The organism is Rahnella sp. PAMC25617 (assembly GCF_050606005.1).
In the GTDB taxonomy this organism is placed as follows: domain Bacteria; phylum Pseudomonadota; class Gammaproteobacteria; order Enterobacterales; family Enterobacteriaceae; genus Rahnella; species Rahnella variigena.
The window spans coordinates 232,478-258,427 of the sequence record NZ_JBOCUM010000014.1; the positions used below are offsets into that span (position 1 = coordinate 232,478).

At 54.0% G+C, this 25,950-nt stretch carries 22 protein-coding genes; 16 read left to right on the plus strand and 6 right to left on the minus strand.

From position 1 onward, the window contains the following. Positions 1-85: 85 nt before the first annotated feature. On the minus strand, positions 86-1,258 hold the full coding sequence (locus tag ACM615_RS18300; RefSeq protein ID WP_207914739.1) for an ROK family transcriptional regulator: 1,173 nt from the start codon (positions 1,256-1,258) through the stop codon (positions 86-88). Positions 1,259-1,565: 307 nt separating this feature from the next. On the opposite strand from ACM615_RS18300, the gene ACM615_RS18305 reads away from it, so the two are divergent. From ACM615_RS18305 to ydfG, 8 genes are all read left to right on the plus strand, one after another. After that, on the plus strand, positions 1,566-2,816 hold the full coding sequence (locus ACM615_RS18305) for an extracellular solute-binding protein (RefSeq protein ID WP_431012292.1): 1,251 nt from the start codon (positions 1,566-1,568) through the stop codon (positions 2,814-2,816). A 71-nt stretch (positions 2,817-2,887) separates the two neighbouring features. Continuing rightward, the gene (locus tag ACM615_RS18310) at positions 2,888-3,790 is read left to right on the plus strand and encodes a carbohydrate ABC transporter permease (protein WP_112288573.1); all 903 of its coding nucleotides are present in this window, start codon (positions 2,888-2,890) and stop codon (positions 3,788-3,790) included. Next, positions 3,787-4,626: a carbohydrate ABC transporter permease gene (locus ACM615_RS18315; protein WP_129638248.1), complete on the plus strand. Its 840-nt coding sequence runs from the start codon at positions 3,787-3,789 to the stop codon at positions 4,624-4,626. Before ACM615_RS18310 ends, ACM615_RS18315 begins: the two co-directional genes overlap by 4 nt. A 26-nt stretch (positions 4,627-4,652) precedes the next feature. Further along, positions 4,653-5,606 (plus strand): carbohydrate kinase family protein, encoded by a 954-nt coding sequence (locus tag ACM615_RS18320; protein WP_431012293.1) that lies wholly within the window; start codon positions 4,653-4,655, stop codon positions 5,604-5,606. Continuing rightward, positions 5,607-6,695 carry an ABC transporter ATP-binding protein gene (locus ACM615_RS18325; protein ID WP_112288576.1) on the plus strand — a complete coding sequence of 363 codons (1,089 nt, stop codon included), beginning with the start codon at positions 5,607-5,609 and terminating at the stop codon, positions 6,693-6,695. A gap of 111 nt (positions 6,696-6,806) precedes the next feature. Further along, complete coding sequence (locus tag ACM615_RS18330) at positions 6,807-8,252, plus strand: MFS transporter (protein WP_132964064.1); 1,446 nt, start codon at positions 6,807-6,809, stop codon at positions 8,250-8,252. A 47-nt stretch (positions 8,253-8,299) separates the two neighbouring features. Continuing rightward, positions 8,300-9,355, plus strand: a complete 1,056-nt coding sequence (locus ACM615_RS18335; protein WP_431012294.1) for an aldo/keto reductase — start codon at positions 8,300-8,302, stop codon at positions 9,353-9,355. Between the two features lie 125 nt (positions 9,356-9,480). After that, entirely contained in the window at positions 9,481-10,230 is a 750-nt protein-coding gene (gene ydfG, locus ACM615_RS18340) for a bifunctional NADP-dependent 3-hydroxy acid dehydrogenase/3-hydroxypropionate dehydrogenase YdfG (RefSeq protein ID WP_112288578.1), read from the plus strand. A 132-nt stretch (positions 10,231-10,362) separates the two neighbouring features. On the opposite strand, the gene ACM615_RS18345 is transcribed toward ydfG, so the two are convergent. Next, positions 10,363-11,658 carry an NCS2 family permease gene (locus tag ACM615_RS18345; protein WP_112288579.1) on the minus strand — a complete coding sequence of 432 codons (1,296 nt, stop codon included), beginning with the start codon at positions 11,656-11,658 and terminating at the stop codon, positions 10,363-10,365. A gap of 310 nt (positions 11,659-11,968) precedes the next feature. Between ACM615_RS18345 and ACM615_RS18350 the strand changes: the two genes are divergently transcribed. Continuing rightward, positions 11,969-12,874 carry a LysR family transcriptional regulator gene (locus ACM615_RS18350; RefSeq protein WP_112288580.1) on the plus strand — a complete coding sequence of 302 codons (906 nt, stop codon included), beginning with the start codon at positions 11,969-11,971 and terminating at the stop codon, positions 12,872-12,874. A 4-nt stretch (positions 12,875-12,878) separates the two neighbouring features. Here ACM615_RS18350 and ACM615_RS18355 read toward each other — a convergent pair whose 3' ends face one another. Further along, positions 12,879-13,205: a YnfA family protein gene (locus ACM615_RS18355; RefSeq protein WP_431012295.1), complete on the minus strand. Its 327-nt coding sequence runs from the start codon at positions 13,203-13,205 to the stop codon at positions 12,879-12,881. Between the two features lie 132 nt (positions 13,206-13,337). Here ACM615_RS18355 and ACM615_RS18360 point away from each other — a divergent pair, with 132 nt between their 5' ends. The 5 genes from ACM615_RS18360 (at position 13,338) to ACM615_RS18380 (ending at position 16,875) form a co-directional block, all read left to right on the plus strand. Beyond that, complete coding sequence (locus tag ACM615_RS18360; RefSeq protein WP_112288582.1) at positions 13,338-13,706, plus strand: DUF1283 family protein; 369 nt, start codon at positions 13,338-13,340, stop codon at positions 13,704-13,706. Between the two features lie 135 nt (positions 13,707-13,841). Continuing rightward, the gene (locus ACM615_RS18365; RefSeq protein WP_112288583.1) at positions 13,842-14,135 is read left to right on the plus strand and encodes a DUF1161 domain-containing protein; all 294 of its coding nucleotides are present in this window, start codon (positions 13,842-13,844) and stop codon (positions 14,133-14,135) included. A 275-nt stretch (positions 14,136-14,410) separates the two neighbouring features. Beyond that, complete coding sequence (locus ACM615_RS18370; protein ID WP_431012296.1) at positions 14,411-15,508, plus strand: LLM class flavin-dependent oxidoreductase; 1,098 nt, start codon at positions 14,411-14,413, stop codon at positions 15,506-15,508. Between the two features lie 9 nt (positions 15,509-15,517). Next, entirely contained in the window at positions 15,518-16,456 is a 939-nt protein-coding gene (locus ACM615_RS18375) for an ABC transporter substrate-binding protein (RefSeq protein ID WP_120162548.1), read from the plus strand. Between the two features lie 191 nt (positions 16,457-16,647). Next, on the plus strand, positions 16,648-16,875 hold the full coding sequence (locus ACM615_RS18380; protein ID WP_015697366.1) for a hypothetical protein: 228 nt from the start codon (positions 16,648-16,650) through the stop codon (positions 16,873-16,875). 175 nt (positions 16,876-17,050) lie between these two features. On the opposite strand, the gene ACM615_RS18385 is transcribed toward ACM615_RS18380, so the two are convergent. Further along, positions 17,051-18,220 (minus strand): serine hydrolase, encoded by a 1,170-nt coding sequence (locus ACM615_RS18385; protein WP_112288586.1) that lies wholly within the window; start codon positions 18,218-18,220, stop codon positions 17,051-17,053. A gap of 459 nt (positions 18,221-18,679) precedes the next feature. Here ACM615_RS18385 and ACM615_RS18390 point away from each other — a divergent pair, with 459 nt between their 5' ends. Further along, complete coding sequence (locus tag ACM615_RS18390) at positions 18,680-20,986, plus strand: FdhF/YdeP family oxidoreductase (RefSeq protein ID WP_431012297.1); 2,307 nt, start codon at positions 18,680-18,682, stop codon at positions 20,984-20,986. 149 nt (positions 20,987-21,135) lie between these two features. Beyond that, positions 21,136-23,079: an exoribonuclease II gene (locus tag ACM615_RS18395; RefSeq protein ID WP_159281160.1), complete on the plus strand. Its 1,944-nt coding sequence runs from the start codon at positions 21,136-21,138 to the stop codon at positions 23,077-23,079. Between the two features lie 670 nt (positions 23,080-23,749). Here the strand turns inward: ACM615_RS18395 and cbl are convergent. Both cbl and ACM615_RS18405 read right to left on the minus strand, forming a co-directional pair. Further along, positions 23,750-24,703, minus strand: coding sequence for an HTH-type transcriptional regulator Cbl (gene cbl / locus ACM615_RS18400; RefSeq protein WP_120162544.1), 954 nt, complete (start codon positions 24,701-24,703; stop codon positions 23,750-23,752). Positions 24,704-24,875: 172 nt separating this feature from the next. Further along, on the minus strand, positions 24,876-25,820 hold the full coding sequence (locus ACM615_RS18405) for a 2-hydroxyacid dehydrogenase (protein ID WP_431012298.1): 945 nt from the start codon (positions 25,818-25,820) through the stop codon (positions 24,876-24,878). Between the last annotated feature and the right edge of the window lie 130 nt (positions 25,821-25,950).

A 25,950-nucleotide genomic window follows, 5' to 3' on the forward strand; every position in this document is an offset into this window, starting at 1 on the left:
TGGATAACAGAACATGTGCAAAGCGTATGCCAAATCTGACCGTTTGGTCAGACCGTGTGGATGTTTTTTAGAGCCGGAGGAAACTCTACTTCAGTAACACCTCATATTGCGGATTGAATTCGTCGAAGATCGGCAGTGCCGCCGCACCCAAGGCCGCAGTGTCACTGCCGGACATGCCGAGACGGATGCGGGCACTTTGTGCGTAGCGGCTGCGGACCGAACTGTAGAGTGGCGTCAGACGCTGGATCAGCTTCTCCACCAGAGGCTTAGGCATCGTTCCGCCGATAACCACGCTCTGCGCATCGAACACGCATTCCATAATATTGATGGCCTGCAACGCCGGTTCGACAGCGGTATCCAGCCATTGATCAAACAGCTTTTCGTCCACGGTAAGCAGGTCTTCCGGCATCGCAGACAACGGTTCCAGACCGCAGGCTTCATACGCGGCCTGCAAAGAAACATAGCGTTCCAGGCAACCTTTGTTGCCGCAATAGCATTCCCGACCGCCCGGTTGCACCACAATGTGGCCGACCTCGCCCGCATTGTGTGCATGACCGGTGTAAATCTGCCCGTCGGTGAAGATACCTGCGCCGAGTCCGGTGCCGATATACAGATACACAAACGACGATAACTGCTTAGCCACACCGTGAAAACGCTCACCAATGGCGGCGACGGTGGCATCGTTTTCCAGCGTCACCGGCCAGCCGGTCGCGGCGCTTAAACGGGCTTCAATATCAATGTGATCCCAGCCGTGCAGCGTGGTCGGCCCCTGTGACGAAATCCCTTCCACGCCAAACGGGCCCGGCATCACCACACCCATACCCAGGATTTTTCGCCAGTCAATTTTCACCTGTTGGCGCATTTCTTGCAGAACCTGATCGATAAGAGCCAGCGTGGGCTCTGGCTGAGGTTTCTGTACATGGATCAGTTTGCGAAAGCGGACGGTTCCCGTCAGATCCACCAGCACAATCAGCAGCGACTGATGATCAAGATGGATGCCGATAGAATAGGCGCTGTCAGGATTGAGTGTCAGTGGCGTTGCTGGTTGACCACGCCCTCCCGCACGGCGTGGCAGATGGGAAGACAAAATACCCGCCTGCTCGAGTTCGGTAGCGATGTTAGAAACGGTTTGCGGAGTCAGTGACGTCAGCCGGGCAATTTCGGCACGGGTGAGTTCACCGTTAAGGCGAATGGCTTCAATGACCACCCGGCGATTGTGAGCACGGGCGTGCTCAAGATTGGTGCCAGAAGTTGTTATCACATGCCTCTCCACGGTGAAGACCTTGAGGGCAGTATGTGGCGACTGATTACAGCAATCAAATTGATTTTATAAATAACAGAATATGAATATGACGGTGCCATCACAGCTTTGAATGTTATTGCCATGTTAATAATAATCGCCAGTCACTATTTGCTTTCCAATGTTTTTAAGATTCACCTTCAGATCCAGTAGCACAATCCGGCAGGGACGCAGGGACTGGCAGAACTATGCCTTCCCATTTTTTTTAGCCGATTAAAGCAATCAAATTGATTTAATAAACTTAACCCTGTTTCGGAGAATGACGATGAGCCTACGACTTTCCCCTGCGGCCACCCTGTGCGCCCTCTCTGCTCTCACCCTGGGATATTCCGTCAATGCGCTGGCGGAAACCACGCTCAGTGCCCTGTTTATGACGCAGGCGGCGTACAGCGAAGCGGATATCCGTGCCATGACCGCAGATTTCACTAAGCAGCATCCGGATATCAAAGTGAATCTGGAATTTGTGCCTTACGAAGCGCTGCATGACAAAATCGTTGCCGCACGCGGTGCCGGAGACAAAGGCTACGACGTGGTGTTATTCGATGCCATCTGGCCTGCTGAATTCAACAAATACGGCCTGTTGCAGGACGTGACGGCGCGTATTCCTGCGGACGAAAGCAACAAGATTTTTGACGGCGCGATTTCTACCGTGACCTACAAAGATAAACGCTGGGGAATGCCGTGGATCCTCGACACCAAATATCTGTATTACAACAAAGCCATGCTGGCTAAAGCCGGGATCACCACTCCGCCTGCCACCTGGGCTGACGTTGAGAAGCAATCTGAGATCCTCAAAGAAAAAGGCATCGTGAAATATCCGCTGGTCTGGAGCTGGTCACAGTCCGAAGCGCTGCTGTGCGACTACACCACACTGGTTTCCGCGTTTAAGGGCGATTTCTATAAAGACGGCAAACTGAATTTCACCAATTCCGGCGCGATGAAAGCCATCAATTATATGAAAGAGACGCTGGATAAAGGGCTGACCAACCCGAACTCCCGCGAGTATCTGGAAGAAGATGTGCGTAAGTCATTCTCCAACGGCGACGCCGCTTTCGCACTGAACTGGACGTACATGTACAACATGGCCAACGACCCGAAACAGAGCAAAGTCGCGGGTGACGTCGGCGTGATCCCGGCGCCGGGTGAAGCCGCAGGTGGCGCTTCAGGCGTTAACGGTTCGATGGGTCTGGGCATCGCCAAAGCCAGCGCGCATCCGGATCAGGCGTGGGAATACATCAGCTACATGACCTCGCAACCGGTACAAAACAAATACGCCAAACTGAGCCTGCCAATCTGGAAATCTTCTTATGAAGATCCGGCAGTACAGAAAGATCAGGAGCAGTTGATCGCTGCGGCGAAAACCTCACTGAACGTGATGTTGTCGCGCCCTGTGACGGCGGATTACTCACGCCTGTCGAACATTTTGCAGCAAAACATTCAGGCGGTATTGCAGGGTAAAACCCCGGCAAAAGACGGTATGGAAGCCGCAACAACCGCCGCTGACCGTTTACGTTGAGTTTTTAAAAGCCAACACAACGCCCTGAAGGTTCCGGCCTGACGGGCGCACCAACACCACGGAAATTCATTATGTTGACTTTACCGCAACGCGAGCGCCGTCAGGCCTGGCTGCTTCTGGCACCCATGTTGTTGATGATGTTTCTGCTGACTGCCTGGCCACTCGCGCGCACGCTGTGGCTCAGTTTTACCGATGCCGGCCTGATTGGTGACGGTTCTGCGCCCAACTGGGTGGGCAGCGATAATTTTATCTATGCCCTGACGGATCCTGATTTTCGCGCTGCACTCTGGCGCACACTCTATTTCACCGTGGTTTCTGTGATTATCGAAGGCATTATCGGCGTTCTGGTGGCACTGTTGCTGAACCAGCAGTTTTGGGGACGCAGCGCCCTGCGCGTGCTGGTAATTTTGCCATGGGCTCTGCCAACTATCGTCAACGCGACGATGTGGCGGCTGAATTTCAATCCGGATTACGGCAGCATCAACGCCCTGCTTTCCCAGCTCGGGCTGATTGATACTTACCGCAGCTGGCTGGGTGACCCGTCTTCCGCCATTAATGCCGTGATGTTCGCTGATATCTGGAAGAACTATCCGCTGATTACCCTGCTGGTGCTGGCGGCGCTGCAAACTATTCCGGAAGATTTGTTCGAGGCCGCGCGACTGGACGGCGCATCAGCTTTCCGTCGTTTCCGTAAAATCACCTTACCGGCGATTGCCGCCCCGCTGGCCGTGGCGCTTATCCTGCGCACCATCGATGCGTTTAAAATCTTCGACATCATTTATGTCATGACACGAGGCGGCCCGCTCGACAGCACAAAAACCGTCAGTTTCTTTGTTTATCAGGAATCTTTCAGCTATCTGCGTGCAGGCAGCGGCGCGGCTTACGCCATTCTCATGACGCTGATCTGCGCCCTGCTTATTCTGATTTATATGGTGATGTTATTGCGCCAGCGTCGTTCAGGGAGCGCCGAATGAAACAAAAAATCCGGCTAGTTTTACGCTATTTCGCCGCACTGTTGCTGGCGGTGTCGATTATTGCGCCGCTGTTTTGGATGTTCCTGATGAGCGTCAGCTCGGCGGAAGATCTGACCCGTATTCCGCTCGAATGGCTGCCGCGTCACTGGGATTTCAGTCGTTACGCCAGCCTGCTGACCTTGCAGGCCGGTCAGCCCGGTGCATTGTTCTTGCACGCGCTCGGTAACAGTTTGCTGGTCGCCTGTGGCGCAACGGTGATTTCCCTGCTGCTGGCCATTCCCGCCGCCTACAGTTTTTCCCGTTATCCCGGTCGCGACGGCTGGCTGTTTGGCAGTCTGGCGATTTACATGGTGCCGCCGGTGGCCTTCGTGCTGCCGCTGTATTTCATCCTGGAAAAGCTGACTCTGCTGAACACGCATATCGGGCTGATCCTGGTGTATTGCTCAATGATTTTACCGTTCCTGACCTGGATGCTGAAAAACCAGTTTGATGCGTTGCCGGTGGATATCGAACAGGCATCACGCCTCGACGGGCTTCGTTACTGGCAGGTGTTGTTGCGCATCACATTACCGCTGGCAAAACCGGCGCTGGGTGCTTCGGCAATGTTCGGCTGGCTGCTGGCGTGGGATGAATTTTTCTACGCATTGCTGTTTACCAACAATATCAACGCCCAGACGCTACCGGTAACCATCGCTGGTTTCACTGCCGGGCGCGCCACCGATGACGGGCTGATTGCCGCCGTCGGCATTCTGGCGGCCATTCCGCCGCTCTTTATTGCACTCTGGCTGCAAAAAACGCTGGTCAGCGGGTTAACCGCCGGCGGCAGCAAGGGCTGATTATGAACATCAGGGAAACCTCATCAATGACTACCCGACCGGACACCCGCGCCACGCTGTACGTGGCGGGCAATATCAATGTGGATTTGATCATGAGCACGCTGCATGAATGGCCGAAAAAAGGCACCGAAGCGATGCTCGAAAGCAGCACACTGCGCCCCGGCGGTTCTGCGGGAAATTGCGCGCTGGCGGTCTCGGCGCTGGGAGCGCCCTTTCGTCTGGTGGCGAATCAGGGCAATGACCAGTTCAGCGGCTGGCTGGCGGCAATGTTCCCGGAAAGCGCACCGCTCTGGCCGACGTACGATTGCGAAACCTCGCTGACCTTTGGCGTGACGCATCCGGATCACGAGCGGACGTTTTTCAGCAATCAGGGGCATATCGTCCGTTTATCCATGCAGGACGTACTGGCACAAATCCCGCAAACCGCCCGGTCTGGTGACTGGGTATTGCTGTGCGGCACCTGGCTGTGTACCGCACTTTATGCTGACTATCCGCAACTGCTGGCAGCGCTTAAACAACGGGGTTATCAGGTGGCTGTCGACAGTGGCTGGCCGCCGGAAGACTGGAGCGACGCGTTACGTGAACAGGCGGCAAACTGGCTGCCATTCTGCGATGCGCTGCTGCTCAATGAAGTCGAAACGCTCGGGCTGGCGGACGCTGAAACGCTGGATCCTGCGGCGCTGAGGTTACTGTCGCAGATGGCTGAGAATGCTTTTTGCGTCGCGAAATGCGGGCCGGAGGGTGCGCGTTTATGGGCGAAAAACTTGACGTTGCATCAGCACGCTGAACCGGTCGATGTGGTCGATACCATCGGTGCCGGAGACAGTTTTAACGCCGGATTTTTATCCGCGCTGATTTATGGCCTGCCGCCTGCCACGGCGCTGCAATGGGGTGTGCGCGTCGCCGGTTGCGCGATCAGCAGTTCCCCGCGCCGTTATCCTGACTGGCAATCGCTTTTTGGCCTTGTGGAGAAAATCTAAATGGCTCTGGTTGAACTGGTAAAAGTCGCCAAACATTATGGCAAAGTGCAGGTCCTCAAACCGCTGGATCTGACCATTCCTGACGGCAGTTTCACCGTACTGGTCGGCCCGTCTGGCTGCGGAAAATCCACGTTGCTGCGCCTGCTGGCGGGACTGGAATCACTGTCTGACGGCGATATTCTGCTCGATAAACAGCAGATCAATAATTTTGACCCTGCGGATCGTGATATTGCAATGGTGTTCCAGAGTTACGCGCTGTACCCGCATCTGACCGTGGCTGAAAACATGGCGTTTCACATGCAGGTGAAAAAAGTGCCTAAGGCTGAACAGCAAGCCAAAGTGCAACAGGCCGCGAAAGTGCTGGGCATTGATCATTTGCTGAAACGTCTGCCAAAAGATTTGTCCGGCGGTCAGCGTCAGCGCGTGGCGATGGGCCGTGCGCTGGTGCGTAATCCGAAAGTGTTTCTGTTCGATGAGCCTCTTTCCAACCTCGATGCCCAGTTACGCATGGAATTGCGGGCAGAAATCAAATCCCTGCATCAGCAGTTTCGCACCACTACGGTGTACGTGACGCACGATCAGATAGAGGCGATGACGCTGGCCGATAATATCGTGGTGATGAAAGACGGTTTTATCGTACAGCAAGGCGACCCGCTGTCGATTTATGACAAACCGGTCAATACTTTTGTGGCGCGTTTTATCGGTTCGCCGCCAATGAACCTGCTCAATGGCGTATTCCAGAATATCGACGGGCAGCCGGGCGTGACCTGCAATCAGTTGTGGTTCGCACTGCCGGAAAAATGGGCGTTGCAGGCACGGCATTCCGAAGGACAGCCGGTCACCCTCGGCCTGCGGCCGCACGATATCAGACCGGTGCAGCACAGCGTACAACCGGCAGCCACACTGCGTTTGCTTGAAGTCACAGGGGAAAGCAGTTTGCTGCATATCGACTGGAGCGGTTTTCCGCTGCATGTACAGTTCGCCGGACGCGCCCGCGTCAGCGCCGACCAGCCGTTGTATCTGGAAGCCAACAGCGAAGCGATCCATCTGTTTGATGCGGCAACGGGTGAAAGGCTGGCGGAAGTCTGAGTCTTACTCCTTTGTTCTCCCCCTTATCCGGGGGAGACGCTAAATCATTGACGCTATCCTGCGATGCGCTATGCTCAGACCTTGCCTGATTCATTAGCGCGCTTACCTTCTATGAGCTTCTTCTCAAACAAAAAATTCTCACTTCCGCCAGGTTCTGCGTTGCCACTGCTGGTCGCAGGGGCTTTCTTTATGGAAAACCTCGATGCCACGGTGATCGTCACCGCGCTGCCGCAAATGGCGAAAGATTTCGGCGTGCATCCGGTGGATATGAACATCGGCGTTTCAGCCTATATTCTGACGCTGACCGTTTTTATTCCTGCCAGCGGCTGGATTGCTAACCGCTTCGGCACGCGCAATGTGTTCTCGATGGCGCTTGTTCTGTTTACTCTCGCCTCGGTACTGTGTTCCGCCAGCGTGAGTCTCGGCACGTTTACGGCGGCGCGCATGTTGCAGGGATTCGCAGGTGCGCTGATGGTGCCGGTCGGGCGTTTAGTGGTACTGAAAAATACGCAAAAATCGGATTTGATCCGCGCTATCGCCACCATCACCTGGCCTGGGCTGGTGGCGCCAATCCTCGGGCCACCGCTCGGTGGTTTCATTACCACTTACGCTTCCTGGCACTGGATTTTTATCCTCAATGTTCCGCTGGGCGTGGTCGCATTGCTGTTTGCGCGCAGGCTTATCCCGCAGCTCCAGGGCGAAAAAGGCGTGCCCTTTGATGTTACTGGTTTCGTACTGACCGGCATTGCCTGCCTCGGGCTGATCTTCGGGCTGGATAAATTCAACGAAGGAAATTTCGACTGGAAACCGTTCGCCATGATCGGCGCCGCGCTGGTGGCCGGCGCACTGGCAATATGGCATTCGAAGCGCGCTGCATATCCTTTGTTACCTCTGGTGGCGCTGAACATTAAAAGTTACGCCGTCACAATTTATGGTGGATCGCTGTTTCGCGTGGCCATCGGCGCCCTGCCTTTCCTGCTGCCGCTGATGTTCCAGCTGGCCTACGGCATGAGCGCCTTTGATGCCGGTTTGCTGGTACTGTCGGTCTTCGCCGGAAATCTGGCGATGAAGCCTTTTACCTCGGCGATTTTGCATCGCTTCCGCTTTAAGTCGATTATGCTGGTTAACGGCCTGCTGAATTCAGTGACTATTTTTGCCTGTGCGTTGCTCACGCCTCAGGTCCCGACCGCACTGACATTATTACTGTTATTCGCCAGTGGCATGACCCGCTCCATGCAATTCACGGCGCTCAATACACTGGCTTTTTCGCAGGTTCCGGCCGGGCAAATGAGCGGCGCGAATACGCTGTTTAATACGGCTCAGCAGCTTTCAACCGGCCTCGGAATTGCCATCGGCGCACTTTCCCTGCGTATTGCCGGACACTTCTTACCGGCCAGAGAGACATTGCAAACCGACACGTTTCACATTGCCTTTATCATCATTGGTCTGTTTTCGCTGGCGGGCACGCTCGACAGCCTGACTCTCGATAAAACCGCAGGCGATGAAATAAGGCGTAAAAAAGAATCTGTACCCCGACCGGCTGTGCCGGAAAAATAAAGGCGCAGTCAGACTGAAATCACGTTTCCGAAAAATGGAGAAATACCATGGAATACCGTTTGTTAGGCCATTCTGGTCTGAAAGTTTCAGTTCTAAGCCTGGGCACCATGACGTTTGGTGGTCAGGGCAAATTTGCCAAAACCGGACAAACTGACGTCGGTGCCGCCCAGCGCCAGATTGGATTGTGCCTCGATGCCGGCGTTAATCTGTTCGATACCGCGGATGTCTATTCAGGCGGTGAATCAGAGGTGATTTTAGGTAAGGCGCTGGGCAGCAAACGCCACGACGTGCTGGTCGCCAGTAAAGCCCGCTTCCCGATGGGCGAAGGCCCGAACGATCGCGGCTCATCCCGCCACCATATTCTGCGCGCCTGTGAAGCCAGCCTGAAACGTCTTAACACCGATTATCTGGATTTGTATCAGTTGCATGAATGGGACGGTCTGACGCCGCTGGAAGAGACGCTGCGCGCGCTGGACGATCTGGTTTCCAGCGGCAAAGTGCGTTATGGCGGTGTATCGAACTTTTCCGCCTGGCACATTATGAAAACTCTGGGCGTGGCACAGGCGAATCATTATATCCGCCCCGTCAGCCAGCAGATCCATTACACCCTGCAGGCGCGTGAAGCTGAATATGAACTGCTGCCGGTGGCGCAAGATCAGGGACTTGGCGTACTGGTATGGAGTCCGCTGGCGGGCGGTCTGCTTTCCGGTAAATATCGCCGTAATCAGGCGGCACCTGAAGGCACGCGCCATCTGGCTGACTGGGGCGAACCGCCGGTGCGCGATGAAAGCGCACTGTACGATGTGGTCGATGTGCTGGTGGAAATCGCTGAAGCCCGCGGTGTGTCTGCGGCGCAGATTGCGCTGGCGTGGCTGATTGCCCGTCCGCAAGTCACCTCTGTCATTGTCGGCGCACGTACTGACGCACAGTTACAGGACAACCTGCTCGCCGCTGACTTAACCCTCAATAACGAAGAAATTGAAAGACTTAATAAAGTCAGTCAGTTGCCTTTGTTGTATCCTTACTGGCATCAGGCGCAGACCGCACCAGACCGCCTTTCTGCGGCGGACTTATCGCTGATCGCGCCGTATCTGAAGAAGTAACCGCAACAAAATGATACGCACTGAGACCGGTTGATGATGCCGGTCTCGTTATTTTTGTGTTAATACTTACAGAGTTTCTTTTGTGCGCCTCAAGCGCACCTTGCTTAAAACAGAGGAATACCGGGATGATTATTTTTGTTACCGGCGCTACCGCCGGATTTGGTGCAGAAATCGCACGTCGATTTGTTAAAGAAGGCCACAAAGTGATTGCAACCGGTCGCCGTAAAGAGCGCCTGGATGATCTGAAAGCCGAGCTGGGAGACGCACTTTACGCAGTAGAACTGGACGTGACTAACCGCGCGTCCATTCAGGACGCTATCGACAGCCTGCCTGCTGACTGGCGTAACATCGACGTGCTGGTGAACAACGCCGGTCTGGCGCTGGGTCTTGAAAAAGCCGATAAAGCGTCGCTGGAAGACTGGGACAAGATGATCGACACCAATACCAAAGGTCTGGTGTACATGACCCGCGCAGTTCTGCCGGGCATGGTAGAGCGTGATATCGGTCATGTGATCAACATCGGTTCTACCGCAGGTAACTGGCCCTATGCTGGCGGTAACGTCTACGGCGCAACCAAAGCGTTTGTCCGTCAGTTCAGCCTGAATCTGCGCTCCGATTTGCATGGCACCCATGTGCGCGTCACCAACATCGAACCGGGCCTGTGCGGCGGAACTGAATTCTCTAACGTGCGTTTCAAAGGCGACGATGAGAAAGTCAGCAAGACCTATGACAACACCAACCCGCTCACCGCTGTAGATATCGCGGAATCGGTATTCTGGGTTTCAACCCTGCCTGCGCACGTCAACATCAACAGCATTGAAATGATGCCAGTCAGCCAGTCTCTGGCAGGCTTGCAGGTACATCGCGAAGCGTGATACTGCTTCCTGATTTACAACAAAAGCAGCTTCGGCTGCTTTTTTATTACCTGTTTTATTTCCTGCATTTTCTCAGGCCAACAAAAAAGGCGCGGCAAACGTGCCCGCGCCTTTCTGATAATTGAATGCGTATTACGCGCTCAGCCAGCCCAGTTTAATCACGAACAGAATAGACAGCACAATCAGCGCTGCATTCAGTTCACGCGCACGACCGGTCAGCAGTTTTGCCAGCGTCCAGGTGATGAAACCAAACGCGATGCCGTTAGCAATAGAGTACGTAAATGGCATGGTCAGCGCAGTCACGGTGACCGGTGCAGCAACGGTAATATCTTTCCAGTCGATTTCTGCCAGACCAGAGGTCATCAGAACCGCGATGAACAGCAGCGCCGGTGCAGTTGCGAATGCCGGAACACTGCCCGCCAGCGGAGCGAAGAACAGGCTCAGCAGGAACAGAATTGCGACAACAATCGCTGTCAGACCGGTACGTCCACCGGCACTCACGCCCGCGGCGGATTCGATATAACTGGTGGTTGTCGACGTCCCCAGCAGAGAACCAAACAACGCAGCGGCGCTGTCAGCAACCAATGCACGGCCCATTTTCGGGATATTGCCGTCTTCATCCGCCAGCCCTGCACGTTTGGTCACGCCAATCAGGGTTCCGGAGTTATCGAACACATCCACGAAGAGGAACGCGAACACCACGCTTATCAGCGAAACGTTGAATGCGCCCTTAATGTCCAGTTGCATGAAGGTTGGCGCAATCGACGGAGGCATAGACATCACGCCACCGAACGGAGAATACCCCAGGGCAATCGCCAGAACAGTCACGGCCAGCACGCCGATCAGCACCGCACCGGTGATTTTACGCGCTTCCAGCACAACAATCAGAATGAAACCGAGCATCGCGAACAGCGGGCCAGGCTTGGTCAGGTCGCCCAGACCGACCAGTGTTGCCGGGTTAGCAATGACGATACCGGCGTTTTCCAGCGCAATCAGCGCCAGGAATAAACCAATACCCGCCGCAATCGCCGAACGCAATGGCAACGGAATACTGCGGATAATCCATTCGCGGATTTTAAAAATAGATAACGCGAAGAAAATACAGGCCGAGAGGAAAACTGCACCCAATGCGATCTGCCAGGTGTAACCCATGTGCAGCACGACGGTATAGGTGAAGAAGGCGTTCAGACCCATGCCCGGCGCCAGTGCGATCGGATAGTTGGCGATAAAGCCCATCAGTGCGGAACCGATTGCGGCAGCAAGACAAGTTGCCACAAATACTGAGCCTTTATCCATCCCCGTCGCGCCCAAAATAGACGGGTTAACAAACAGAATATAGGCCATTGCTAAAAATGTAGTCAGTCCTGCCACAATCTCAGTCCGCACGTTAGTACGGTGAGCTTTTAACTTAAATAGTTTTTCTAACATGAGAAGGTATCTCTTGGTCGCATGATCACGTTGAGTCTGGTTTTCAAACATGCACGCTTGTTATTAGTGTTGTTTTTCAAAACACGATCATGTGCCAGCGGTGCAAATGCCACCGTTCGCCCCGCTTTCCATCACTGATAGCGGCACACGAGCTAAAACGTGTTTTGACGAACCCTGTCATTTGCCCATTTTGACTGTAAAACGACCTGAGGTGATTGTTTTACAAAGGGGCATCGCACAATCTAGGAAAATTGAGTGATGCAGTCCATAATAGATATCTCACTTATTCACTGCATAAATTAGTACACCCATGTCCCCATTCTCCCGTTTTTCGCAATATTTTACTGAAGTCGCCCGAACAGGAAGTTTGCGCAAAGCGGCAGAAGTGCTGCATGTCTCCGCCTCGGCCATAAACCGGCAGATATTGCAGGCCGAACAGACGCTGGAAACCCCATTATTCGAACGCCTGCCTACCGGCCTGAAACTGACCTCTGCGGGCGAAATTTTGTTTGATGACATCCGACGCTGGCGAAAAGAATTTTCCCGCACAAAGGAACGGTTCGATGAGATCCAGGGATTGCGGCGCGGACACGTCACTATTTCGATGATCGCAGCACTCAGCGAAGGCATGGTGGCGGAGCTGATTGCGGAAGTGGGCGCAGAACATCCTTATCTGACATTTGATATCCGTATAGAAGACAGCCGGAATATAAGCGAACAGGTAAGTTCGGCAGAGGTCGATTTCGGATTGTTGCTGGATCCGGTGGAGCATACCGGGCTTGAAGTGCGGGCTTTCGCGGAATTACCCATCGGCATTGCCATGCCGGTCGGACACGAACTTTCACAGCAGGAATCGCTGTCTTTCAGCGATATCGCCTCCTACCGGCAGATCATTCCCTCGGAACCGCTGATGGTGAATGCACGCGCCAGATTGCTGTACAACCGCTATCAGCTGCTGGAAACACCGTCGATCGTCTGTAATGACGTGCGCATGATGCGCGAACTCATTCGTAAAGGTGCCGGGGTTGGCGTGCTCAGCCTGCTGGATGTTTTGCCTGATTTACAGGAAAAGCGGCTGACGTTTGTACCGCTGCAGGGACGGACGGCCAAACCGCTGACGCTGGCTCTGTGCGTTGCGCCCCGCCGTCAGCTGTCCCGCGCTGCGCAAATCGTGATTCAGAAAGTCATTGTGCTGATGGAAAGGTTGTCGCAGTAATCGCTTATGACGCTTTCCAGCCTGAAATGATGATCAGCATCCCCGCCAGCGCGACGCACGCGCCCAGCCAGTCGGTGGTGCTGAGTTTCACGCCATCGATAAACCGCAGCCACAACATCGCGGTCATGACATACACACCGCCGTAAGCCGCGTATACCCTGCCACTCGCCGCCGGATGCAGGGTCAGCAGCCAGACAAACGCCGCCAGACTGAGAGCCGCAGGAAGCAGCAGCAATATACTGCCCCCTTTGCGCAGCCAGAGATAAGATAAAAAGCAGCCTATGATTTCCGCCAGCGCTGTGGCAAAGAACAGTAAAGATGTTTTGAGCATAGTTGAGCCAGGTTTACAGTGCGGACTTCAATAAGATATCAACCAGTTTACAGGCAAAGGGTGACGCCATTCAGGTGGGTGTTATAATTCAATGATTCGCCTGAGCGATGTGTAAATTAAAAGGATTAGCTAATGAATACAACGTTTATAACCCGACTGACGCGCGCCATGCTTCCTGTTGCTTTGCTGGCCATGACCGCCGGCTGGCAGGTTCCTGTGCAAGCTGCCACCAACTGTGCGGGCGGAACCTGTGTCTTTGGCGGTACCGGCAATGATGCCATGACCAACGAAGAAGCACGTCAGAGCAAAGAACAGTGGAATGAAACCCAGCGTCTGCGCGCGATGAAAAATCAGCGCAACGAGAAGGATTTCTCCAAATATGACAACGCCATAGATCTGCGCGATAAATGTGAAGCCAGCCAGAACATCAATGCGTACTGGGAACCGAACACTGAACGCTGCCTCGACCGCCGTACAGGCCGTCAGCTGATGGCGCCGTAATAATTTCCTTCCAGATTGTCTCTCACCCGTGGCGGTAAATCTTACCGCCACGGCATATCTGCTAAACTTATTCTTTAGATAATTATTTTCTTCTCATAATAAGTAATACGCCGGTTCTCATAAAAGGAATGAATGATGAAAAAGACACTCTTAGCTGGTCTCGCTGTCGTGATGTTTGCACCTCTGATGGCACAGGCATCCTGTGAAAGCGTCAAAGCAGACATTACACAAAAAATTGTGGCAAACGGTTTGCCTGAATCCGGGTTCAAACTGGACATCGTTCCTAACGATCAGGCTGACCAGAGCGGCGGTCAGGTCGTCGGCCATTGCGGTAATGACAGCCAGAAAATTGTTTACACCAAAACTGCGGATGCGGGAGACAGCTCTGCTGCCAGCCCGAAAACCGGCACCAGCCAGGATTCCCAGTAACGTAGCAATCACGTAATCGTTTTGCTCCGCCCCTTCCTCTGTCTGAGGGAGGGTGCATCTCTTATCCCACCCTTTTACACCCTTCTCCCGAAAATAATTCACCCGTGCGATCCCGCTGGTTAACTCCGTTTATTTCTCTCGCATCTTGTAATGCACATTTTTCATATTAGCTTATGAAGATAATGAATTTCTCACATAGTAGGTTGCCGTTTAAGGTGATATCTCCTGCCAGCGCAGACCTTCATTCGCTGGCCTCATCTGAGGAGTGACAGCTTATGAGCGTGCAATTTATTGGTATGATCAGCCATCGTCTGGCTTCTGAAATCATCCCGCCTACAGGCCCGATTTTCGATAAAAAATACATCGCCGATTTCGCCAGAGCCCATGAAGATGCCGGTTTTGACCGCATTCTGGTGGCTTACGCCTCCGATCAGCCTGACGCATTTCTGGTCGCGGCGCACGCCGGTGCCAGCACTTCCCGTATCCATTTTCTGCTGGCACATCGTCCGGGCTTTGTCGCCCCGACACTGGCAGCGCGCAAACTTGCCACGCTGGATCACCTGCTGGAAGGACGCGTCGCCGTGCATATCATCAGCGGCGGCAGTGACGCCGAACAGCGTCGTGACGGCGATTTCGAGCCGAAATCTGGCCGCTATCAGCGCACGGACGAATATATCGATGTGCTGAAACAGAGCTGGTATTCGGAAACGGGCTTTGATCATCAGGGTGAGTTTTATCAGGCGGAAAACGCCTTCTCCGCCATTAAGCCATATCAGAAAAAGCTGCCGGTATTTTTCGGCGGATCTTCTGATGACGCCATTCGCGTTGCCGGAAAACAGGCAGATGTATTCGCGCTTTGGGGTGAGCCGCTGGAAAGTGCTGCGGAAACGGTCGGAGCGGTGAAAGCGTCTGCGGCACAACATCAGCGGGAGATCGATTTCAGTATTTCATTCCGCCCGATCCTCGGTAAAACCGAGGAAGAAGCCTGGGCCAAAGCCGACGAAATTCTCGCGAAAGCCACCGCACAGCAGGCTGAAAAAGGTCAGGCGCTGGCGGCTAAACCGCAAAGTGTCGGCGCACAGCGTTTACTGAAGGCAGTAGCACAAGGCGACCGTCTGGATTCCTGCCTGTGGACCGGCATTGCCGGACTGATTGGCGGCGGTTCAAACTCCACCGCGCTGGTCGGCACGCCGGAACAAGTCTCCGATGCCCTGCTGAAATATTACGATCTGGGGATCACCACTTTCCTGATCCGCGGTTTTGATCCTCTCAATGACGCCACCGAATACGGTAAAAGTCTGATCCCGCTGACCAGGCAGAAAATCGCTGCGCGTCAGGCACAAAATAAAACCGCCGCCACCACGCTGGTATAAGGAACCCTGATGCGAGTGAATGTGAAAAATCTTCTGCTGCTGGTTTCGCTGATTGGCAGCGCCTTTGCGGTCAATGCCGAACAAATCACCCTGCGGGTGGCCGACCAGAAAGGCAATATGCGGGCGCAACTTGAGGCGGCCAATAAACTGGACAATCTGCCGTACAAAATTGAGTGGTCAGAATTCCCTGCCGCCGCGCCACTGGCTGAAGCGCTGAATGCGCAGGCGGTGGATGTCGGTATTATCGGTGATGCCCCCCTGTTATTTGCCGAAGCCGCAGGCGCGCAAGTGAAAGCCATTGCCGTGGATAAATCGGATGCCTATGGCACCGCGCTGCTGGTAAAACCGGACAGCCCGATTAAAAGCGCGGCGGATTTAAAAGGTAAAAGTATTGCCACGAACCGCGGTTCCATCGGGCATTTCGTGGCGCTAAAAGCGCTGGCATCTGCCGGACTGACGGCCAAAGACGTGACCTTCCGTTTCCTGCCGCCGAGCGACGCCAAACTGGCGCTGACCCAGGGTTCCGTGGATGTCTGGGCTACGTGGGAACCTTACACCGCTTTCGCCGAAACACAGGATCATCTGCGGGTTCTGGTGAATGGCCGCGGTTTGTGGTCGGGCAACAGTTTCCTGGCGGCAACAGATACCGCGCTTAAAGATAAAGCCAAACGTGAGGCGATTGCCGACTACCTGCAACGTCTGAGCGATGCGCAAATCTGGGCCTATAAGAATCTGGATGCGTATAGCGAGAAGCTGGCGAAAATCATCGGCTTCCCGCTGGATGCGGCGAAACTCGGGTTTGAGCGACGTAAATCCTACTGGCAACCGATTGATGCCGCGACGGAAACGCAGCAACAGCAAACGGCGGATTTCTATCATGAGCAGGGATTGTTGCCCGTCGCCCTGAATGTCACCGGCACGTTTGATCACTCGTTCCTGCTGAAATAACCGCATCACAATGACGGCACCGGCGCTCAGCAGGTGCCGGTTCACCTCGCTATTTCCGCCGCCCGCCATTAGTTACGCCAATCATCCTGACTTAACGTGCTGATAATGTGAACTATCACCCTGTAACTGAAAGCCGGACGTGGTTAATAGAAGACGTCGCCAGAAATCAGGCTTAGCTAACAGGATGCAGCATGGAAAATTACGCCAATAAAAGCGGTGATTCACAGGTCGTCAGCTTCCAGATTGATGCCAATTCGATCAAAGTCCGTTTCAAGAATAACCACGTTTATCTCTACGACATCCGCCACCCTGGCCCTGAGCATCTTGAGAAGATGAAAGAACTGGCCCGTGCCGGATGGGGCTTAAATACCTACATCGAAAGCGAAGTGAAAACCGACTTCTCCTCCAAAGTATTCTGAAATTTTGCACACTCACCGGGCGGATGTGAGTCATTCGTCCGGTGATTTCAAAATCAATTACACTTAGTTAACAATCAATTGTGACAATTCTCGATTTTCAGGCCGGGAAATTTGATGTGAATCTCAGGGACAAAAAAGGCGCCGAAGCGGCGCCTTTTACGTTCAGAAAATCGAATCAGATTTTCAATTTCACGTAATCAATCGCACGGCTGATGATCCCGCCTTCTGCGACATCTTCCAGTGCCACCAGCGGCACGGTTTTGATGACTTTGCCGTTATCCACGATATTAATGTTGCCGAGCTCCTGACCTTTTTTCAGCGGCGCGTCAATCTGCGGATTGGTCAGCACATATTGCGCTTTGAGTTTATCGGCGTCAGCCTGCGGCACGCTGATAAACACATCGCTGAGGGAACCGACTTTCACCTGAGGAGCAGCACCAAACCAGACGTGCTCATCCGAAACGGTCTGACCCGCTTTGAAAATCTGTTTGCTGGTGTATTCGCGGAAACCCCAGGTCAGCAGTTTACGCGCCTGTTCTTCGCGCCCTTTTGAGCTTTTACCGCCCATGACAACGGCAATCAGACGGCGATCACCCTGCGTCGCAGAGGCGATGATGTTGAAACCGGCGCTTTCAGTGTGACCGGTTTTCAGGCCATCCACCTGCAGGTTTTTATCCCACAGCAGGCCATTACGGTTTTGCTGGGTGATGTTGTCGTACGTCAGCGATTTCTCGGCATACATACGATATTCCTCAGGCTCACCGCCGATAATGGCGCGGGACAGCTTCGCGAGGTCATAAGACGTGGTGTACTGACCCGGTGCATCCAGACCGTGGACGGTTTCGAAATGCGTATTGGTCAGGCCGAGGCTGGTGACGTATTGGTTCATCATGCCAACGAATGAGTCCTGGCTGCCCGCGACATAATCGGCCATCGCCACACAGGCATCGTTGCCGGAAGTGATGATGATGCCACGGATCAGATCACGCACGCTCACACGGTCACCCGGTTTGAGGAACATCAGCGAAGAACCTTCCAGGCTCTTGTTACCGGCAACCCAGGCTTCCTGAGGCACGGTGACCACATCGTCCATGGTGATTTTTTTATGATCCAGTGCGCGGTCAATGACATAACCTGTCATCAGTTTGGTCAGGCTTGCCGGATTGCGGCGGTCGTCCGGATTGCCGGCGGCCAGCACATCACCACTGGCATAATCCATCAGCACAAAAGAAGCTGCATCAATGCTCGGCGGGACAACAGGGAAATCCAGTGGTGCGATAGCTTTCGCACTGCCTGCGGAGAACATCAATACACAAGATAAGACACTAATTACACTACGTTTCACTGAATCTTCCTTAAACGCGCTACAGAGTCGGGGCATAAACTGAGCCGCACTCTATACAAAAAAACTATGGATTCAAAATCTGCGGCATAGGTTGCCCTAAAACTACTCGCAGAAAAACCCTTAGTCTTTTGCTAAGCATTTCATAATGAAACGATACTGTTACAACTTGTGTTAATTTCAGCCGAAAACCACATCGCGCGAGGTCATTAGTTTTCATTATCACAACCCGCTGTTTTCAAACTGATTGGCAGTGCGCTCCCGCCCCTGATTTTTAGACGCTATTTGCGTTATTCCCCGATATTTTCCTGCGATAGAGCGCTTCTATCACACCATCATGGCATTCGATTAGACGGCAGCGCATACCCCTCCTAAACTTGTGACATAAAATTAACAATCCGGTTAACAATTCATCGTTGCGGTTGTTTAAAATCAGACAAAAATCACCTGCGAAGCATAATTATGAAATTCAAAACTGAGATCAAACCCTACCACGGCGCGGCCGGCGGCTGGGGTGCACTGGAATCAACCACCCGTTTCGTCTTCGACAGTAAAAAAGTTCTGTCTAACCTGCGTAACCTGATGCGTGTTAACAAAGGTCGTGGATTTGACTGTCCGGGCTGTGCCTGGGGCGATGATAACCACAGCACCTTCAGCTTCTGTGAAAACGGCGCGAAAGCCGTCAGCTGGGAAGCCACCCGTAAAGCCGTTGAGCCTGAATTCTTCGCCCAACACAGCGTGAGCAAGCTGCGCGAACAAAGCGATTATTTCCTTGAATACCAGGGACGCCTGACTCACCCGATGCGTTATAACCGCGAAACTGATCATTATGAACCCGTCAGCTGGGACGCCGCGTTTGCGCTGATCGCCAGTCATCTGAAAGGTCTGGAAAACCCGGATCAGGCAGATTTTTACACCTCCGGCCGCGCCAGTAACGAAGCCTCGTATCTGTATCAGGTCTTCGGCCGCATGTTCGGCACCAACAACTTCCCTGACTGCTCAAACATGTGTCACGAAGCCAGCGGTGTCGGCCTCAAACAAAGTATCGGCGTCGGTAAAGGCACTATCCGTCTGGATGACTTTGAAAAAGCCGATGCCATTTTCGTCTTTGGCCAGAACCCGGGCACCAACCATCCGCGTATGCTGCACAGCCTGCGTCATGCTTCTGACCGTGGCGCAAAAGTGGTGAGTTTTAACAACCTGCGTGAGCGTGGTCTGGAACGTTTCGCCGATCCGCAAAAACCGCTGGAAGTGGTCACACCGAAAGCCGGTCGCATCAGTGCGGCGTATTATCAGCCGAATCTAGGTGGCGATATGGCCGCCGTGCGCGGTATCGTCAAAGCGCTGTTGCAGACTCACCGTGAGCGTATCGCTTCCGGCCAGCCTTCCCTTTTCGATGAAGATTTTATCGCGGCTAACAGCGTTGGCGTGGATGAGTATCTGGCCGTCGTGGATGCCACCAGCTGGGAAAAAATCACCGAACAGTCCGGTCTGAGCGAACAGGATCTGCGTGAAGCGGCGTCTATTTATATGAACGCCGAACGCGTTATTTGTACCTGGGCGATGGGCATAACACAGCATAAACACTCCGTTCCGACCGTGCGTGAAATCACTAACCTGCAACTGCTGTTTGGTCAGCTCGGTAAACCGGGTGCCGGTCTGTGTCCGGTTCGCGGCCACAGTAACGTGCAGGGCAACCGCACCATGGGCATCGATGAAAAAGCACCAAAAGCGTTGCTTGATGCCATGGAAAGCCACTTTAAATTCACGCCACCGCGCGTGCCGGGCCATAACACCGTTGAAGCGCTGGAAGCGATGCTGCGTAAAGAAGCCAAAGTTCTGATCTGCCTCGGCGGTAATCTGGCAGCGGCGGCACCGGACACACCGCGCACCGAACGGGCGCTGAGTAATCTTGAGTTGTCTGTGCAAATCAGCACCAAACTCAACCGCTCGCATCTGACACCGGGCAAAGAAGCGCTGATCCTGCCAACACTGGGGCGTACTGAGCTGGATATGCAAGCCACCGGTTCGCAGTTCATCACCGTTGAAGACTCCTTCAGCATGGTGCATGCGTCCGAAGGCGTCGGCATTCCGTTATCGAAAGAACAACGTTCCGAAACCGCGATTGTCTGCGGTTTCGCCAACGCCGTTCTTGGTGATAAATACCTCGACTGGATGGCGCTGGCTGACGATTACAATCTGATCCGCGACCACATCGAAGCGACCATTCCTGGCTTTAAAGATTTCAATGCACGCTGTGATATTAAAGGCGGCTTCTATCTGGGCAATGCGGCAGCGGAACTGAATTTCAACACGCTCAGCGGCAAGGCGAATTTCAGCGCGGCCCCGTTGCCGGACGTGCTGATCCCGATGGGCGATCAAAATGCGCCGTTCACCCTGCAAACGTTGCGTTCGCACGACCAGTACAACACCACCATTTACGGCCTTGATGACCGTTACCGTGGCGTTTACGGCCAGCGCGAAGTGCTGTTCATCCATCCGCAGGATCTGGCTGATTTAGGCCTGAAAGACGGTGAACTGGTGGAAATAGAAACGCTGTGGAACGACGGCATCGAGCGTAAAGTTACCGGCTTCAAACTGGTCAGTTACGACATTCCGCGCGGTAATCTGGCGGCTTATTATCCTGAAACCAATCCGCTGGTGCCGATGTCCAGTTTTGGCGACCAGACCCACACCCCGACCTCCAAAGCTGTTCCGGTGACTATCCGTCGCTGCGAGCAAAAAGTCGACCTGCAACGTATCGCATAAGTCAGACTTGCGCACCATCGCGCAAATCTCCCCTTTCGCTTCAGGGTTATGAGGCGAAAGGGGTAGATGCCGCTTGCCCGAAGGGGCCAGATCGCGTAAAACTGTCTGCCGCTAATCGAGCCACATTAACCCCCAATTCTCTGGACGATATGTTTCAAGATAACCCGCTGCTCGCGCAGCTAAAACAGCAACTTCACTCTCAGACTCCACGTGTCGAAGGCATCGTGAAAGGCACTGAGAAAGGCTTTGGCTTTCTTGAAGTAGACGGTCAAAAAAGCTATTTCATTCCGCCTCCGTACATGAAAAAAGTCATGCACGGGGATCGCGTCATTGCCTCCCTGCAAACTGAGAAAGAGCGTGAAATCGTCCAGCCGGAAACGCTGGTTGAGCCGTTCCTCAGCCGTTTTGTAGGCCGCGTGACCAAGAAAGACGACCGTCTTTCCATTATCCCGGACCATCCTTTATTACGTGATTCCATTCAGTGCCGCGTTGCCCGCAACATCAATCATGAAGTGAGCGACGGCGACTGGTGTGTGGCTGAAATGCGCCGCCATCCGCTGAAAGAAGGCGATCACAGCTTCCAGGCTGAAATCACCGAATGGATCACCACCGGCACCGACGATCTCGCCCCGTGGTGGGTAACGCTGGCACGTCATAATCTCGAACGTGAAGCGCCAAAATCTGACATCGCTGAACTGCGCGATGAAGGCCTGACCCGCGAAGATCTGACTGCCCTGCCATTTGTCACCATCGACAGCGGCAGCACGCAGGACATGGATGACGCGCTGTATGTGAAAGACAACGGCGACGGCACCCTGCAAATGACTATCGCGATTGCTGACCCGACGGCTTATGTCAGTGAAGGCAGCGATCTCGACAATATTGCCAAAAAACGCGCATTCACTAACTATCTGCCGGGCTTCAACATCCCGATGCTGCCGCGTGAATTGTCTGATGATATCTGTTCCCTGTGGCCGGACGTCAGCCGTCCGGTTCTGGCGTGCTCTGTGACGCTGGGCACCGATGGCGCACTGGGCAGTGATATTCGCTTCTTCGCCGCGACCATCGAATCCAAAGCCAAACTGGCTTACGACGATGTGTCTGACTGGCTGGAAGCGGATGAGAAAAGCGAGTGGCAACCGGCCAGCGATGTCATTGCCTCGCAGATTCGTCTGCTGAAACGCGTCTGTGACGTACGCAGCGCATGGCGCACCGAACATGCACTGGTATTCAAAGATCGTCCTGATTACCGTTTCGTATTAGGCGAGAAAGGCAACGTGCTGGAAATCGTCGCTGAGCATCGTCGTATCGCTAACCGCATCGTGGAAGAATCGATGATCGCCGCCAACGTCTGTGCGGCTATCGCCCTGCGTGACAGCCTCGGTTTCGGCGTTTACAACGTGCATACCGGTTTTGATCCGCTGCTGGTAGAAAACGCAGTGACCGTGTTGCAGGCCAACGACGTGGAAGCTAATGCTGAAGAACTGCTGACGCTGCCAGGTTTCTGCGCATTGCGCCGTAAACTTGATGCGCTGCCAACGCAGTTCCTCGACAGCCGTATTCGTCGTTTCCAGACTTTTGCAGAAATCAGCACCACCCCTGGGCCGCATTACGGCCTGGGTCTGGAAGCTTACGCCACCTGGACATCGCCAATCCGTAAATACGGCGACATGGTGAACCACCGTCTTCTGAAAGCGATGATCCTGCAACAGTCTGCTGAGAAACCTCAGGACGAGATGACTGTTCAGCTGGCAGAACGCCGCCGTGCCAACCGCATGGCCGAGCGCGATGTTGGTGACTGGTTGTATGCGCGTTATCTGGAAGATAAAGTCGGCACTGATGTTAAATTCAGCGCTGAAATCATCGATGTCACCCGCGGCGGTCTGCGAGTACGTCTGCAAGATATCGGCGCCGTGGCGTTCATCCCTGCTCCGTTCCTGCACAGTGTGCGCGACGAACTGGTATGCAGCGCTGATACCGGCACCGTGCTGATCAAAGGCGAAGTGGCCTACCGTCAGAGCGACATCATTGATGTGAACATTGCGGAAGTTCGCATGGAAAATCGCAATGTGATCGCTAAACCGGCAGCCTAGGTTTCGCTTTTTAGCGAAGGTAAAAAACCGGTCTCAGGACCGGTTTTTTTATATGTGAAATTTGCCTTGCCAGGCGGGTTAAGTCTTGCCAAAGCCAATTTCGGTTTCTCAATTGCTGCGATCACTTAGCGCGCTGCGCCGAAACCGACCAAGAGGGAAAAATGCTTTTTCCCTCTTGGATCTCCCTTCGCTTTTTCACTGCGCGCTCCGCTCGCTGGCTATGTTTCAGTTGCCGCAGCGACAGGCTGGAAATCTTGCCGCTGCGCGGTTCCTTCATTTCGGGATTGCAGCCTAAGGTCTGCAACCTCTCATTCAGCAAGATTTCTGAATCGCCCGCACCATCTTAAAATCAACGGCAGACTGTTTTTCATCTTTTAAAAAGGTTGATTGGCGTGCTAAAAATTCAGCTGAACGGAGCGGCTTCGAGACCTGCGGCTCGAAGACCGAGAGAAGGCAGTGCGAAGCACCTGGATTTGCGCCACTCGCTAATGCGCCGGAACATGTCCGTCATACCCGCGACAGCGCGCAGTTAGAAAAGCGCGGAGTCCAGAGGCCCGCGCGTTACCGGGTCTCTGGTCGGTGTGGGCCGACGCCCACGACCTTAACCTTAACCTTAAGGCCAGTTTGGGTGGCAACCCAAGGTGTTGACCTTAACCCAGGGGCTTGCCCCTCAGATCTGATAGTCAATCACCGGTTCTCCCCCCGTCGTAAACACCTTCTCTTTAATCTCATTCACCGACAGTCCCGGATTACACAATTCAATAAACCGCCAGACGTAGTTACGTTGCAATTGCGATTTTTTCAGCCCCAGCCAGACGGTGTTGGCTTCGAACAAATGCTCGGCGTTAATCAGCTGAAGGCCCGTATCACGGGCGGCTTCGAACGCTTTATCCGCCAGGATGCCGACACCCAGCCCTAATTCCACGTAGGTTTTAATCACATCGGAATCCTGAGCGCTGAGCACGATGTCGGCGGTGAGCGCGGCGCGGCTGAACGCTTCATCGAGACGCGAGCGGCCGGTGATCCCCTGACGATAAGTGATTAACGGCTGTTCACTGAGATGCTGCAATGTCACCGGGTGCTGCAACGTCAGCGGATGACCTTGCGGAACGACTATCGCATGATGCCAGCGGTAATAGGGAAACGCCGCCACAGCCGGGTCGTTCATCAGTTTTTCACTGGCGATGGCCACATCCGCCTGCCCGCTCAGCAGCATCGCGAGAACTTCCTGCGGCGAGCCCTGATGTAATTCCAGACGTACACCGGGATAAATAGCGCGGAATGCTTTGATGACCTTCGGCAGGCTGTAACGCGCCTGTGTATGTGTCGTGGCAATAGTCAGAACGCCGGCGTCCTCTTTCGAGAAAACATCGGCCAGACGGCGGATATTCTGGGCTTCGTTGAGGATCCTTTCGGCGACAGCCAGCAACTCTTTACCGGGCTCCGTCAGCCCCAGCAAACGCTTACCACGACGGATAAATATCTCAACGCCCAGCTCATCCTCCAGCTCGCGGATATGGCGGCTGACCCCTGACTGTGAAGTGAATAACATGTTTGAGACTTCAGTCAGGTTGTAATTGCATCGCGCTGATTCCCGTATAATTTTGAGTTGTTGAAAGTTCACCGCTGTCTGCCTCTTGCTTGCCAAAACCCTATTGTTACGATCTGTTGCTATGCCAGACAAATAAGAAAAAGCTGTGTCTTATGCTTTTTCTGACTAACGGCGGGATGACACTCGTAAAAAAACGCCGTCAGGCGGCGTTTATGTCAGGGTGCAGGCGAGCGGTGAAAACGTTCTATTGCGGCACCGGGGTCATGACCGGTTTGTCGCTAAAATGCGCCGTGAGATTAGATAACACCAGCGTCATCATGTTTTCCACGGATTCTGGCGAACGGCCTGCCACGTGCGGCGTGATGACCAGGTTATCCAGTGTCAGCATTTGTGCAGGTACCTTTGGCTCGCCATCAACCACGTCCAGCGCCGCGCCGGCAATTTCATGATTCTGGAGACTGGCGATCAGCGCCCCGCTATCCACCACGCTGCCGCGGGCAATGTTAATCACAAATCCATCCGGCCCCAGCGCGCGCAGCACGTCCGCATCCACCAGCCTGACAGTGTCTTTGCCACCCGGCGTGGCGACCACCAGATAATCGGCCCATTGCGCCAGTCCGGTGATGTCCGGGAAATAACGGTATGGCGTGTCCTGCAGAGGACGACGGTTATGATATGCAATTTCCATATCAAACCCGCCCGCAGCGCGGTGTGCAATAAGACTGCCGATGTTGCCCATGCCGATAATCCCTAAACGCTTACCCGCCATTCCCGGCGTATTCCAGCGCGCTTTTTTCCATTCTCCGCCACGCACCGCCGTATCAAATTGCGGGATTTTACGGGTGATCGCCAGCATCAGCGCCAGCGTGTGATCGCTCACGGAAGAATTATTGGTTCCCGGACCATGTGTGACATGAATACCGCGCTGTTTCGCAGCAACCACATCAATATGTTCATACCCGACACCTTGCGCGCATATGATTTCCAGATTGGGCAGGTTATCCATTTCTGCCGCGCTTAAACCGATACTGCCGATAGTCTGCACCGCGCGGATCTGCTGCGCTGTCTGCGGATCCAGCGAGGTACGTTGTTCATGTGTCGTCGCAAAATAAAGAGTAAAACCGGCCGCTTCGAACCGGTCAGGATAGCCAGCATCAAGATCGACATGGCTGAGTAACGCGATGGTCATGGGAATTCCTCGGGAGAAAGTCAGACAATAACTAGCAGGCTAGCCTTTTCGTTCTCACTATCATTGAAGCCCGGCGCCTTGTACAGCTTTTCGACGGTTAACGGGAGAAGTTCCAAACTCCGGTCTACAC

What these genes read in the sequence shown, in the direction of transcription:
- ACM615_RS18305 (WP_431012292.1), top strand. Translation starts at nt 1,566, where the DNA reads ATGAGCCTACGACTTTCCCCTGCGGCCACCCTGTGCGCCCTCTCTGCT.
- ACM615_RS18310 (WP_112288573.1), top strand. Translation starts at nt 2,888, where the DNA reads ATGTTGACTTTACCGCAACGCGAGCGCCGTCAGGCCTGGCTGCTTCTG.
- ACM615_RS18315 (WP_129638248.1), top strand. Translation starts at nt 3,787, where the DNA reads ATGAAACAAAAAATCCGGCTAGTTTTACGCTATTTCGCCGCACTGTTG.
- ACM615_RS18320 (WP_431012293.1), top strand. Translation starts at nt 4,653, where the DNA reads ATGACTACCCGACCGGACACCCGCGCCACGCTGTACGTGGCGGGCAAT.
- ACM615_RS18325 (WP_112288576.1), top strand. Translation starts at nt 5,607, where the DNA reads ATGGCTCTGGTTGAACTGGTAAAAGTCGCCAAACATTATGGCAAAGTG.
- ACM615_RS18330 (WP_132964064.1), top strand. Translation starts at nt 6,807, where the DNA reads ATGAGCTTCTTCTCAAACAAAAAATTCTCACTTCCGCCAGGTTCTGCG.
- ACM615_RS18335 (WP_431012294.1), top strand. Translation starts at nt 8,300, where the DNA reads ATGGAATACCGTTTGTTAGGCCATTCTGGTCTGAAAGTTTCAGTTCTA.
- ydfG (WP_112288578.1), top strand. Translation starts at nt 9,481, where the DNA reads ATGATTATTTTTGTTACCGGCGCTACCGCCGGATTTGGTGCAGAAATC.
- ACM615_RS18345 (WP_112288579.1), bottom strand. Translation starts at nt 11,658, where the DNA reads ATGTTAGAAAAACTATTTAAGTTAAAAGCTCACCGTACTAACGTGCGG.
- ACM615_RS18350 (WP_112288580.1), top strand. Translation starts at nt 11,969, where the DNA reads ATGTCCCCATTCTCCCGTTTTTCGCAATATTTTACTGAAGTCGCCCGA.
- ACM615_RS18355 (WP_431012295.1), bottom strand. Translation starts at nt 13,205, where the DNA reads ATGCTCAAAACATCTTTACTGTTCTTTGCCACAGCGCTGGCGGAAATC.
- ACM615_RS18360 (WP_112288582.1), top strand. Translation starts at nt 13,338, where the DNA reads ATGAATACAACGTTTATAACCCGACTGACGCGCGCCATGCTTCCTGTT.
- ACM615_RS18365 (WP_112288583.1), top strand. Translation starts at nt 13,842, where the DNA reads ATGAAAAAGACACTCTTAGCTGGTCTCGCTGTCGTGATGTTTGCACCT.
- ACM615_RS18370 (WP_431012296.1), top strand. Translation starts at nt 14,411, where the DNA reads ATGAGCGTGCAATTTATTGGTATGATCAGCCATCGTCTGGCTTCTGAA.
- ACM615_RS18375 (WP_120162548.1), top strand. Translation starts at nt 15,518, where the DNA reads ATGCGAGTGAATGTGAAAAATCTTCTGCTGCTGGTTTCGCTGATTGGC.
- ACM615_RS18380 (WP_015697366.1), top strand. Translation starts at nt 16,648, where the DNA reads ATGGAAAATTACGCCAATAAAAGCGGTGATTCACAGGTCGTCAGCTTC.
- ACM615_RS18390 (WP_431012297.1), top strand. Translation starts at nt 18,680, where the DNA reads ATGAAATTCAAAACTGAGATCAAACCCTACCACGGCGCGGCCGGCGGC.
- ACM615_RS18395 (WP_159281160.1), top strand. Translation starts at nt 21,136, where the DNA reads ATGTTTCAAGATAACCCGCTGCTCGCGCAGCTAAAACAGCAACTTCAC.
- ACM615_RS18405 (WP_431012298.1), bottom strand. Translation starts at nt 25,820, where the DNA reads ATGACCATCGCGTTACTCAGCCATGTCGATCTTGATGCTGGCTATCCT.